Origin of the sequence: Neobacillus sp. GCM10023253 (assembly GCF_042653105.1) — a bacterium.
Classification (GTDB): Bacteria; Bacillota; Bacilli; order Bacillales; family Cytobacillaceae; genus Neobacillus; species Neobacillus citreus.
Genome location: NZ_JBHSHV010000028.1, coordinates 403,284 through 414,213, shown reverse-complemented (window position 1 = coordinate 414,213; position 10,930 = coordinate 403,284). Strand labels below are relative to the sequence as shown.

At 40.1% G+C, this 10,930-nt stretch carries 13 protein-coding genes; 10 read left to right on the top strand and 3 right to left on the bottom strand.

Annotation, left to right across the window (positions count from 1 at the left end):
* The first annotated feature begins 192 nt into the window (after nt 1-192).
* Nucleotides 193-1,110, top strand: coding sequence for a ketopantoate reductase family protein (locus ACFPA1_RS27290; protein ID WP_378587891.1), 918 nt, complete (start codon nt 193-195; stop codon nt 1,108-1,110).
* 121 nt (nt 1,111-1,231) lie between these two features.
* Here ACFPA1_RS27290 and ACFPA1_RS27285 read toward each other — a convergent pair whose 3' ends face one another.
* Nucleotides 1,232-1,534, bottom strand: coding sequence for a winged helix-turn-helix transcriptional regulator (locus ACFPA1_RS27285; RefSeq protein WP_284037179.1), 303 nt, complete (start codon nt 1,532-1,534; stop codon nt 1,232-1,234).
* A 172-nt stretch (nt 1,535-1,706) separates the two neighbouring features.
* On the opposite strand from ACFPA1_RS27285, the gene ACFPA1_RS27280 reads away from it, so the two are divergent.
* The 5 genes from ACFPA1_RS27280 (at nt 1,707) to ACFPA1_RS27260 (ending at nt 6,402) form a co-directional block, all read left to right on the top strand.
* A complete protein-coding gene (locus tag ACFPA1_RS27280) occupies nt 1,707-2,114 on the top strand; it encodes a DoxX family protein (protein WP_378587848.1) in 408 nt (135 codons plus the stop codon).
* A 15-nt stretch (nt 2,115-2,129) separates the two neighbouring features.
* The gene (locus ACFPA1_RS27275) at nt 2,130-2,978 is read left to right on the top strand and encodes a VOC family protein (protein ID WP_378587845.1); all 849 of its coding nucleotides are present in this window, start codon (nt 2,130-2,132) and stop codon (nt 2,976-2,978) included.
* A 35-nt stretch (nt 2,979-3,013) separates the two neighbouring features.
* Entirely contained in the window at nt 3,014-4,078 is a 1,065-nt protein-coding gene (locus ACFPA1_RS27270) for an LLM class flavin-dependent oxidoreductase (protein WP_378587842.1), read from the top strand.
* A gap of 23 nt (nt 4,079-4,101) precedes the next feature.
* Complete coding sequence (locus ACFPA1_RS27265; protein WP_378587839.1) at nt 4,102-4,701, top strand: NADPH-dependent FMN reductase; 600 nt, start codon at nt 4,102-4,104, stop codon at nt 4,699-4,701.
* Between the two features lie 306 nt (nt 4,702-5,007).
* A complete protein-coding gene (locus ACFPA1_RS27260) occupies nt 5,008-6,402 on the top strand; it encodes an amino acid permease (RefSeq protein WP_378587836.1) in 1,395 nt (464 codons plus the stop codon).
* A 164-nt stretch (nt 6,403-6,566) separates the two neighbouring features.
* On the opposite strand, the gene ACFPA1_RS27255 is transcribed toward ACFPA1_RS27260, so the two are convergent.
* Nucleotides 6,567-6,782, bottom strand: a complete 216-nt coding sequence (locus ACFPA1_RS27255) for a spore germination protein (RefSeq protein ID WP_378587833.1) — start codon at nt 6,780-6,782, stop codon at nt 6,567-6,569.
* Nucleotides 6,783-6,936: 154 nt separating this feature from the next.
* On the opposite strand from ACFPA1_RS27255, the gene ACFPA1_RS27250 reads away from it, so the two are divergent.
* Nucleotides 6,937-7,824 (top strand): YitT family protein, encoded by an 888-nt coding sequence (locus tag ACFPA1_RS27250; protein WP_378587831.1) that lies wholly within the window; start codon nt 6,937-6,939, stop codon nt 7,822-7,824.
* Between the two features lie 152 nt (nt 7,825-7,976).
* Here ACFPA1_RS27250 and ACFPA1_RS27245 read toward each other — a convergent pair whose 3' ends face one another.
* On the bottom strand, nt 7,977-8,765 hold the full coding sequence (locus tag ACFPA1_RS27245) for an HAD family hydrolase (RefSeq protein WP_378587828.1): 789 nt from the start codon (nt 8,763-8,765) through the stop codon (nt 7,977-7,979).
* A 250-nt stretch (nt 8,766-9,015) separates the two neighbouring features.
* On the opposite strand from ACFPA1_RS27245, the gene ACFPA1_RS27240 reads away from it, so the two are divergent.
* The 3 genes from ACFPA1_RS27240 to ACFPA1_RS27230 all read left to right on the top strand — a co-directional run bounded on the left by ACFPA1_RS27240 (nt 9,016) and on the right by ACFPA1_RS27230 (nt 10,828).
* Nucleotides 9,016-9,387, top strand: coding sequence for a MerR family transcriptional regulator (locus ACFPA1_RS27240; protein WP_378587825.1), 372 nt, complete (start codon nt 9,016-9,018; stop codon nt 9,385-9,387).
* Between the two features lie 15 nt (nt 9,388-9,402).
* Entirely contained in the window at nt 9,403-9,714 is a 312-nt protein-coding gene (locus ACFPA1_RS27235) for a thioredoxin family protein (RefSeq protein ID WP_378587822.1), read from the top strand.
* A gap of 235 nt (nt 9,715-9,949) precedes the next feature.
* Nucleotides 9,950-10,828, top strand: coding sequence for a DMT family transporter (locus ACFPA1_RS27230; RefSeq protein ID WP_378587819.1), 879 nt, complete (start codon nt 9,950-9,952; stop codon nt 10,826-10,828).
* The last annotated feature ends 102 nt before the right edge of the window (nt 10,829-10,930 follow it).

The window sequence follows — 10,930 nt, the reverse complement described above, 5'->3', positions numbered from 1 at the left end:
TTCTTCACTTCTACTATAAAAAAATAGTAGCACAAACCATGGCCTTGGTTTGTGCTACTAATCTTAGTATGTTTGTGCATCAATTTTCGCAAATATGTTGCTCCATGTAACCGAATTCGGCCTTTAGGCACGACCGCGGAATGAGGCAGCAGAACCGTCCCCATGCATCACAAGAAAGGAATTCAGGTTGTTATGGAAATAAAAAAGGTATCAATTATTGGATTAGGGGCTTTAGGGATTTTGTTTGGCCATCATTTGACCAAGAAAATGTCAAAGAATGATTTAAGGATAATTGCCGATCAGGATCGAATTGTGAGGTATCAAACTGACGGGGTATATTGCAATGGTGAACGCTGTGAATTCCATTATGTAACACAAGAGGAAAAATGCGAACCAGCTGATCTATTGATTTTCGCGGTGAAATATGAGGGGTTGAAGGCGTCAATACAAGCTGCAAGAAGTCATGTTGGAGAAAACACAATCATTTTATCACTGCTAAATGGCATCAGCAGTGAGGCTGTTATTGGCAAAGCGTTTGGGATGGATAAAATCCTATATAGTGTCGCCCAAGGTATGGACGCCGTTAAGGTTGGCAATGAGCTAACGTATGCCAATAAGGGAATGATCTGTTTTGGGGACCGGGAATTTGGAGTAATTTCAGATAAGGTCAAGAGTGTGGCGGCATTTTTTGAAAAAATGGAACTTCCTTATCAGGTAGACACAGATATGAAGAAGAGATTATGGGGCAAATTTATGCTTAACGTTGGTGTGAATCAAACGGTTGCTGTTTACAGGAGCGACTATGGTGAAATACAGCGGGAAGGACAAGCAAGAGATACGATGATTGCTGCTATGCGTGAGGTCATTGCGTTGTCTGAGAAAGAAGGAGTCCATTTAACGGAGGCAGATTTAGACTATTGGTTAACCGTGCTGGGCACCTTGAGTCCTGAAGGAAAGCCGTCAATGGCACAAGATGTCGAAGCAAAACGATTCAGTGAAGTGGATTTATTCTCAGGCACGGTTTTAGAACTAGGGAAGAAATTTGGCATTCCAACGCCGGTCAACAAAGAGCTTTACGAGCGGATTAAGTTGATGGAAAGTAAGTATTAATTAGAAAAAACACAAAGGGGCAGACTCCCATTACAACTAAGTAATGGAAGTCAGCCCTTTTTAATTGGTTTCAACTCTGATATTCGGAAAAGTTATGAGGCAAAAGAACCGTCCCCATGCATCACAACCAGTTCTGTGACCAGTCTTCTATGCTGTTCATGAGCGGTTTTAGTGCCAGGCCTTTGTCGGTTAATGAATATTCGATTCGGACTGGAGTTTCCGGGAAGACTTCCCGTTTTACGATTCCCTCATTTTCCAAATCCTTTAACCTTTCTGAGAGCACTCTGCCGCTTACACCAATTGAAGATTCAATCGTGCAAAACCGCTGCGGACCAGATAAAAGTTGGTAAATAATCATACCAGTCCATCTTTGGCTCAAAAACCCCATGGCTTTTTCAAAGCGAGGACAAATCGATTTATCCAATTGAATCAACTCCTTATTAATTATTATAAACATATTTATAAATAATTAAATTATTTTTTACAATTTACATACTTGACACTACTAACTTATCACAATATACTTACTTACATAAAGTAACTAACTAACAAATTGTTTTTTTAAACAAAAACAAAATCAAAGGAGTGCATAGTAAATGGCAATAAAAAATGAAGTGGTAACAACTATCTTACGAGTATTTTTGGGGGCAACCTTCTTAATACATGGGATTGCAAAATTTCAAGGCGGCATTGAAAATACGGTCGGCTTTTTTGAAAGTATAGGTATTCCGGGTTTTACAGCGTATGTGGTTGCTCTAATCGAATTAATTGGTGGCATCGCGGTTATTTTAGGAATAGGAACAAGAGTAATTTCGATTCTCTTTGCAATTGTTTTGGCTGTTGCCATTGTAAAAGTAAAAATTGCAGTCGGATTTCTTGGCAATGGCCAAATGGCAGGCTACGAGCTTGACTTAGCTTTAATGGCAATTTCTATCTATCTTGCTGTAGCAAACAAATCTGTTCTAGCATTGGATAACGTCCTGTTTCGCTCTGAGAAAGCCTAAAAGGAGGTAACAAAAATGAACTTTCATCGTGAACCTATTACATTTGTAGGCCAAGTGAACCTAAAGGTAGAAAATTTACAACGTTCATTAGCTTTTTATCAACAGGTGATTGGTTTTAAGGTATTGGAACAATCTGAAAGGTCCGCTAGCCTTACTGCTGATGGAAAGACCGTTTTATTATCCATCGAACAACCAACGAACGTGGTACCTAAGCAGGGAAAAACAACCGGATTGTATCACTATGCCCTGCTACTTCCAAAACGTTCTGATTTAGCAAGAATCGTGCAGCATTTTGCAGAAATCGGCTTGCGGTTCGGTTCATCCGATCATCTTGTGAGCGAAGCGCTTTATTTATCTGACCCTGATGGAAATGGAATTGAAATTTATATCGACCGTGACCCTTCCGTTTGGAATTGGAACAAGGGAGAGGTGGCAATGGCGGTTGACCCGTTGAATTTCTCCGACCTGCTTTCTGGCGGGAAACAGCCTGCATGGGAAGGGCTGCCGGCGGGCACTGTGATGGGGCATATCCATTTACATGTTTCCGAATTAAAAAAGACAGAAGAGTTTTATATAAAAGGTCTTGGATTTGAAGTGGTAAACCGATTTGGAAGTCAGGCACTTTTCATTTCCGATGGCAAATACCATCACCATATTGGTTTAAATACTTGGAATGGCGTAGGCGCGCCTGCACCTTCTCCTAATAGTGTTGGGCTTGAAACATTTACACTCATGCTGGCAAATGAGGAAAAGAGAAATAATATAATAAATCAACTGAAGAGTATTGGAGCAACCGTTACTGAAGAAAATGGTTCGTTCATTACTTCTGATCCTTCAGGTAACCGCATCATCCTGAAAGTATGAAAAATTATTCATCATAACTGGAGGAATAAGCTGTTATGGGACAGGAAAGAAATACTGGAATAGAAATTGGCCTCTATACACTTGGGGATATATGTGTAGATCCTAATACTGGTCAAACGGTCAGTGCAGGGCAAAGAATAAAGGAAATAATGGCTGCCGCTACACTCGCCGACGAAGCTGGACTTGATGTGTTTGGAGTGGGTGAACATCACCGCTTAGACTATGCCACGTCTGCCGTTCCAGTTGTTTTAGCGGCAATTACGCAAAAAACTAAACGAATTAAATTGACAAGTACCACGACCGTATTAAGCACGGTTGATCCTGTTCGTCTGTTTGAAGATTTCGCTACGCTGGATTTGCTTTCAGAAGGAAGGGCAGAAATCATGGCAGGACGCGGGGCATTCATAGAATCCTTCCCTCTATTCGGGTATGAAATAAATGATTATGACGCCTTGTTCTCGGAGAATATCGATTTATTTTTAAAGCTTAACGAAAACGAGAGGATTACCTGGGATGGCCACTTTCGTTCCTCTTTAAAAAATGCTGAAATTGCTCCGCGGCCTTTCCAAAACCAGATACCCGTTTGGATTGGTGTAGGGGGAACGCAGGAAAGTGCGGCCCGTGCAGGCAGGCTAGGTGTTGGGATGGCTTTGGCAATACTCGGCGGCGACCCAGTTCGATTCAAGCCACTGGTAGAACTGTACCGTAATGCGGGCATTGCTGCGGGGCATGAGTTGGAAAAATTAAAGGTAGGCGTTACGGGTCACGGGTATATTTCAAAAACAACCCAGCAGGCCAAGGATGAATTTTACCCTTATTATTCAAATTACTGGTCAAATGTAAACCGCCAGCGCGGGATGACAAGTGGAAAAATATCAAAATCAGATTTTGAATCTATGACAGGTCCGGATACCGCCTTGTTTGTGGGAAGCCCACAACAGATTGCGGAGAAAATCCTTCGACAACACGAACTTTTTGGGCACCAGCGGTTTATGGCACAGATAGATATAGGCGGTATTCCATTTAAGAAAATAGCTGAAGGAATTGAATTGTTGGCGACAGAAGTAGCGCCAATCGTGCGGAGAGAAACAAGTAAATAATAATTTATAGGGGTGTAATGAAAATGGGTTTTATAGACAAACTATTTGGGAAACAAACGAAGGAGGAAGTATCCGTGACAACTGAAAAATTAAACATTGGAATTATCTTAGGCAGCACACGCCAAGGTCGTGTAAGCCCGCAGGTTGGAGAATGGGTAAAGGGGATTGCTGATAAACGCGGCGATGCCAACTATGAAATCGTCGATATTGCCGACTTTAATCTGCCTTTTTTAGGAACTACTGATGGTTCTGAACCAGGCATTGCTGCTTGGAATGAGAAATTGGCAAGCCTTGATGGATTTGTATTCATCGTTCAAGAATACAACCACAGTATTACGGGTGCGTTAAAAAATGCCATCGATTTTGCTCGTGAAGCTTGGTATAACAAAGCTGCTGGTATTGTCAGCTATGGCTCGACTGGCGGAGCTCGCGCTGCTGAACATTTACGTGGAATTCTTGCCGAACAAAAAGTAGCGGATGTCCGCACACATCCAACCTTGAGCCTATTTACCGATTTCGTAAATGGAACCGAATTTAAACCACAAGAATTACATCTCAACAATGTAAACGCCATGCTTGATGAAGTTAATGCATGGAGCGGAGCATTAAAAACATTACGATAAAATAGAAAATCACCAAAGAGGCTGACTCAACTTGAGCAGCCTCTATTTTTTTGAGGCATGGGGACGGTTCTCATGCCTCAATTCTTGTTTTTTCAGAAATATATACGGTACTATGTTTGAACACGGGTTTTTAGCTGTCACCGGTCGATGAGGCAAAAGAACCGTCCCTCTGCATCATTTAATACAGTAAAGCGTTAATTTGCTTCATTGCTTGAAAATTCTTAAATAATTATAATCTCTTAAATAAGGTAGTAGAAATGATTGGGAATCAAATTAGTAGAGGCATAAAGCTAGGAGGAGTAAGGGATGGGGAAAAATCATCAAAGTGAGAAGTTGCAGCGAGGTTTAGATAATAGGCACATCCAGTTAATAGCACTTGGAGGTGCGATTGGGGTTGGGCTATTTTATGGCTCAAGTGCCACGATTCAAATGGCTGGTCCGTCTGTTCTGTTGTCATATTTAGTCGGAGGCCTGGTTATTTTCACCATTATGCGAGCGCTGGGAGAAATGGCTGTGGATGAACCGGTTTCAGGTTCATTTAGTTCATACGCCCATCGATATTTAGGGCCGTTTGCCGGTTACTTCACCGGGTGGACCTATTGGTTTATGTGGGTTGTCGTTGGAATGGCTGAGATCACGGTGGTTGGTGTTTATGTGAATTACTGGTTTCCAGATATTCCGCAATGGCTGACAGCACTTGCTGTACTTGTCGTGATTACACTGATCAATCTTGCCAATGTAAAAGCATTTGGAGAGTTTGAGTTTTGGTTTGCACTGGTTAAAGTGGTTGCCATTATTGGAATGATTATTCTTGGATTAGGAATTATCCTTTTTGGCTTCGGAAATGGAGGCCAGCCGATCGCTTTTGAAAACCTTTGGTCTCATGGAGGATTTGTGCCAAACGGAATCAAAGGTATTTTAATGTCGTTGGTTCTTGTCATGTTTTCATTTGGCGGAGTAGAATTGGTTGGAATTACAGCAGGGGAGGCAAAAAATCCTGAAAAGTCGATTCCATCTGCCATTAACAATGTTGTCTGGAGGATATTAATTTTTTATATTGGTGCATTAGGTATCATGATGATTTTATATCCTTGGAATAAGATAGGCACGACTGGAAGCCCATTTGTATTAATTTTTGACAAAGTGGGAATTCCTGGTGCAGCCCATATCATTAACTTTGTCGTCATAACAGCAGCATTATCCGCTTTTAATAGTGGGTTATTCAGTTCGGGAAGGATGCTATATAACTTATCATTGCAAAATAACGGTCCGCAATATTTCGGAAAGCTTAGTAAGAGTGGCAGTCCGAGACGCGGAGTCCTTTTCTCGTCATTCATTTTATTAGTGGCTGTCGTTTTGAATTATATTGTTCCGGAAAAAGTGTTCTTGTATATTTCTTCTGTTGCCACAGTTGCGGTTATCACTAGCTGGACGATTATCCTGATTGCACAATTAAAGTTCAGGCAATCAAAAACAGAAAAAGAAATAGAAAAACTAGCATTTAAAATTCCGTTATATCCATTTTCAACCTACTTAGCCCTAACTTTTCTAGCACTTGTCATCATCTTAATGGCATTTATCCCAGAAATGCGAATAGCCTTATACGTAGCGCCAATTTGGTTTCTGATTCTTTATATAGGGTATAAAAAGGGGCATAGGGACGGTTCTCATGCATCAGTTTCTCGGACTACAAAGGAATAATAAACAGGCTTTACTTCAAATAAGGAGTAAAGCCTTTTTAGTTTTGGGATGAGGCAAGGGGACGGTTCTCATGCATCAATTTAGATGTTTTCAGAAATATGTGCCCCCATGCATCAAACATTGTTTAATACAAATCCTAAATAAAAAATACGATGTTCGTTTGCCTAAGAATCTTGGCCTGTTTTTTCATTTGGAACGGTTATATTGCCATAATTAATATTTGTGAATGAGTTGGAAGAGCCATCGCCAAAACTAAAATTGCCGCCGATTATGATATTATTAGAAGTATGGCTGTTTTGAGTGGTTCCGCTAAAATTTACGTTTGCATTGTTGGAAAGTGCTTGTACCTTAAATTGACTTATATTGAGTGAGTTTGCCATTTCGAATCACCGTCCTTTCTCCATTTTATTTTGAAGAAAGGCATGTGTTTGTCCAGAGGCCTAGCAGTTAAGGGAGTTTTATTGCGCTTTATGGATGAGGCAGGAGAACCGTCCCCGTGCATCATCCATGCATCAAAAATAGAGGGGGAATTGTATGAGTACATATGCAGAAAAAAAGAAAGCGAATCATAAAAGGTTAACGGCAAGAAATATTGTTAAAAGGGGATTATTTATTACGGTTGGTGCCATCATTATGGCTTATGGGTTAGAGGCTGTGTTAATTCCAAACAATATGATTGACGGCGGAGTAACGGGCTTATCCATGATATTGAGCCATGTGACAGCATTTAACCTTAGTATTTTCTTGGTTATTCTAAATCTGCCGTTCTTTTTCTTAGGCTATAAACAAATTGGGAAAACCTTTGCGATTAGCATGTTATATGGAATTATAGCTCTATCTGTGGCGACTTCTTTCCTGCATCATGTAAAACCGATCGTAAATAATGAATTGCTGGCTGTTGTTTTCGGAGGATTAATATTAGGCTTAGGAGTAGGTTTAACCATCAGAAATGGTGGAGTGTTAGATGGTACAGAAACGTTGGCCATTCTGGTTGAGAAGAGGGTCCCGTTTTCTGTAGGTGAAATCATCATGTTTGTGAATGTGATCATCTTCTCAGTTGCAGCCTTCATCTACTCTGTAGAAAATGCTTTATTTTCGATGCTTACCTATTATATTGCCTTCAAAACCATTGACGTTGTGGTAAAAGGTATGGATGATATGAAATCGGTGTATATCATAAGTGATAACACCACGGAGATAGCGGATGCCATCTCCGAGCGATTAGGCCGGGGAGTGACCTTTCTGCACGGAGAGGGTTCCTATAGCGGTGAAGATAAACGGGTTATTTTAAGTGTCTTTACAAGGCTGGAGGAAACAAAAATGAAAGACATCATCAGAGAATTAGACCCCCAAGCCTTTATCATCGCAACAGACGTATCCGCAGTTCACGGCGGCCGCTTTAAGAAAAAGGACATTCACTAATGGATGAGGCATGGGGACGGTTCTTATGCATCATTTCGGGCGCTTTTTTAGAACTGAACTATACATAATCATGCACTGTACGGAACCCTGAGCCAAGGCCGAAATGAGACAAGAGAACCGTCCCCATGCATCAAGCCAGAACCACCCATGCATCAAACCACGTATGCTTTATGAAGATAACGTTCTATAAATTCTGCTAATCCATCTTTTTCGTGGTGTCCAGTCACGAAGTCAGCTGCTGCTTTTACCTCTTCGCTTGCATTCCCCATTGCCACACCAGTACCGATATGACGAAGCATCTCTATATCATTGGGGCCGTCTCCAATGGCTACAGCTTCTTTTGGACTAATTCGATAAGCCCGAAGTAAGCTTTTTATGGCAGACCATTTAGAAACATTAGGAGCAAGCAGTTCAAATCCATTATTCCAATTGATGACTTCTGCTTCCTTTTTAAACAAAGCAGAAAATTTCGGGCTTGGTGCACCTGTTAGAACACTATATTTCAGTACATCCTGATAATTTGCCTGTCTTAAATCCCCAATATACCGTGGCGGAATTTGCCCAACTTTTGTCCAATAATCGATTTCTTCATTTGTTTCCTTACAATAAAGCCCATTTGCTGCATGAACAATAACATTAAAAGGATTTTCAGCGGTCAGTTGATGAAATCGTGCTTCATCCACTCGAACGGTTTGCATTTGTATAGCTTTTCCAGTGTCTCCATCGTGAATAGCAGCACCATTCAAACAGATCATCGGAGTTCGTAATCCAATTTCTTTATGGTAGGGAGCAGTTACTTCATAGTGCCGGCCAGTAGCTAGAAACACCTTGACTCCCTGATTAATGAGCCTATATATGGCCTCCATATTTCGTTGGGAAATGTTGTTTGAGGCTTTTAGCAGTGTACCATCCATATCGATAAATATCGCACGCACATTCATTTATTCTGCCCCCTCATTCGTTGGTAAACCAATCATAACATCTGAAAATTAATGTCTTGTAAACTTAGTGTATAGATTAAATGAAGTTTATTTGGAGGCAAGGGGTAGTTCTACGCAAGATCATAATATCACTCCATTAACGGGTGCTTTCCTTAAAAATCTTTATGTTTTTTCCAAAAAAAGCATTGACCTTAACATTAATGTAAGGGTTTATAATAACCATAACATCATTAAGAAGGGGGGTTCCCCAATGAAAATTAGTGAGTTATCCAGGCTAACCGGGGTGAGTGTTCGTTCATTACGGTACTACGAAGAACAAGGAATTCTAAGCCCTATGCGCTTGCCAAACGGATATCGTGAATATCATGATTTTGCAGTGGAACAAGTGAACACCATTAAGTTTTATTTAAATTTAGGACTCACGATTGATCAAATCTCAGGTTTTTTGAATTGTGTCTTGAAGAATAAAGAAGCTTTCTGTAATGAAATTCTCCCAATCTACGAAGAAAAGCTGCAGGAACTGGATAATCAAATTCAGCTACTTACAATGATTCGCTCTAATTTAATTGAACGGATAACCTCAATAAAGGAAGAACGTACCCGGATTGATGGTGGAAATTAAAGGGAGGTTTTACAGATGATTAAAGAATTAGATTTTTATAATTTTAATAAAGAAATTGAAAAAGGGATTACACTGGTTGAGTTTGGTGCTAAATGGTGTCCGCCATGCCGTATCCAGGAGCCCATTCTAGAGGAGTTATCATTGGAGTGGGGAGACAACATTTCGATTGCAAAGGTTGACACTGATAAAGAATCAGACCTGGCAGCGAAATATGAAGTTCAAGGAATCCCTACTCTAGTAATATTTAAAGATGGAAAAAAAGTAGATTCTCTGCGAGGACTCCATTATATAGAACAAATAAAATCAAAAATAGAAGGGGTACTCTAAACCTAACGGCCAGTTTTACAGGATAAAATTAACCTAACTGGTGATCTGCTGGTTTTTGATGAACGGTGGAAAAAGAGTTTAAGGTCGGAGCTGTCGATTTGACAGCTTTTTTCTGATTTAGCAAACGAAAACAGCTTGGAATCCATCCAAAAATAAGCTGGAAAGTTTGGAATTGCAATCAAGTTATTGTGTTTCTTTTTGTGATATCCTTGGTTGTAGTCAAGGAGGGGAAGAAATGAAACAATATATAGGTGATGGAATGCTGCTCGTTACAGCCATTATTTGGGGCAGCGGCTTTGTTGTAACCGATATTGCACTAAAATATTTTACCGCTTATCAGGTGATGGCAGGTAGATTTGTTATAGCTACAATTTTACTTACAGTGCTATTTGGCTACAAATTTAAAAAATTTACAAAAGCTGTCGTGAGAAAAGGTGCTATTCTAGGAACCTTTTTATATCTGGGATTTGCTTTACAAACGGTTGGTTTGCAATATACAACACCATCTAAAAATGCATTTTTGACTGCCGTCAATGTTGTCATTGTGCCGATCATTGCTTACCTCATTTATAAGCGAAGAATTGATCGATTTGAAATGTACGGTTCAATCATAGCTATAGTAGGCATTGGCCTTTTATCCATGCAAAGCTCTATGATAATCAATATAGGCGACGCTTTATCCCTTGGGTGTGCAGTAGCCTTTGCTTTGAATATTTTTTACACCAATCTTTTTGTCCAAAAGGAAGATAGCATTTCACTGACGATAGTCCAATTCATCACAGCATCTTTGTTAAGTGTAGTCTCGGTGTTCATCCAAGGTGATATACCGACGACGATTGAGGGAGAAGGAATGTATTCGATTTTGTACTTAGCGGTGTTTTCAACAACGATTGCCTATCTTACTCAAAATAGGGCACTTCAATTTACAACCGCTACAAAGGCATCCATTATTTTATCAACAGAATCATTTTTCGGAATGGTGTTGTCTGTTTTATTTTTACATGAAGTATTGACCGGTCGGATGATTATGGGGGCTATGCTCATTATGATGGCCATTTTAATTGCTGAAATAAAGCCATCTTTTAAAAAACACACTTTTAAAAAAAGCGCGTGAGTGAAATAAGTTATTTCACTGCTAACACGGGCACCGAAGAATGATGCAGAAGAACGAATTATCACGGTTAATTCCGAGCTTTAAAACAAAAAGAGCTATTAA

Excerpts from the sequence above, each read along its gene's own strand:
- ACFPA1_RS27290 (WP_378587891.1), top strand. The coding sequence starts at position 193 with ATGGAAATAAAAAAGGTATCAATTATTGGATTAGGGGCTTTAGGGATT.
- ACFPA1_RS27280 (WP_378587848.1), top strand. The coding sequence starts at position 1,707 with ATGGCAATAAAAAATGAAGTGGTAACAACTATCTTACGAGTATTTTTG.
- ACFPA1_RS27275 (WP_378587845.1), top strand. The coding sequence starts at position 2,130 with ATGAACTTTCATCGTGAACCTATTACATTTGTAGGCCAAGTGAACCTA.
- ACFPA1_RS27270 (WP_378587842.1), top strand. The coding sequence starts at position 3,014 with ATGGGACAGGAAAGAAATACTGGAATAGAAATTGGCCTCTATACACTT.
- ACFPA1_RS27265 (WP_378587839.1), top strand. The coding sequence starts at position 4,102 with ATGGGTTTTATAGACAAACTATTTGGGAAACAAACGAAGGAGGAAGTA.
- ACFPA1_RS27260 (WP_378587836.1), top strand. The coding sequence starts at position 5,008 with ATGGGGAAAAATCATCAAAGTGAGAAGTTGCAGCGAGGTTTAGATAAT.
- ACFPA1_RS27255 (WP_378587833.1), bottom strand. The coding sequence starts at position 6,782 with ATGGCAAACTCACTCAATATAAGTCAATTTAAGGTACAAGCACTTTCC.
- ACFPA1_RS27250 (WP_378587831.1), top strand. The coding sequence starts at position 6,937 with ATGAGTACATATGCAGAAAAAAAGAAAGCGAATCATAAAAGGTTAACG.
- ACFPA1_RS27245 (WP_378587828.1), bottom strand. The coding sequence starts at position 8,765 with ATGAATGTGCGTGCGATATTTATCGATATGGATGGTACACTGCTAAAA.
- ACFPA1_RS27240 (WP_378587825.1), top strand. The coding sequence starts at position 9,016 with ATGAAAATTAGTGAGTTATCCAGGCTAACCGGGGTGAGTGTTCGTTCA.
- ACFPA1_RS27235 (WP_378587822.1), top strand. The coding sequence starts at position 9,403 with ATGATTAAAGAATTAGATTTTTATAATTTTAATAAAGAAATTGAAAAA.
- ACFPA1_RS27230 (WP_378587819.1), top strand. The coding sequence starts at position 9,950 with ATGAAACAATATATAGGTGATGGAATGCTGCTCGTTACAGCCATTATT.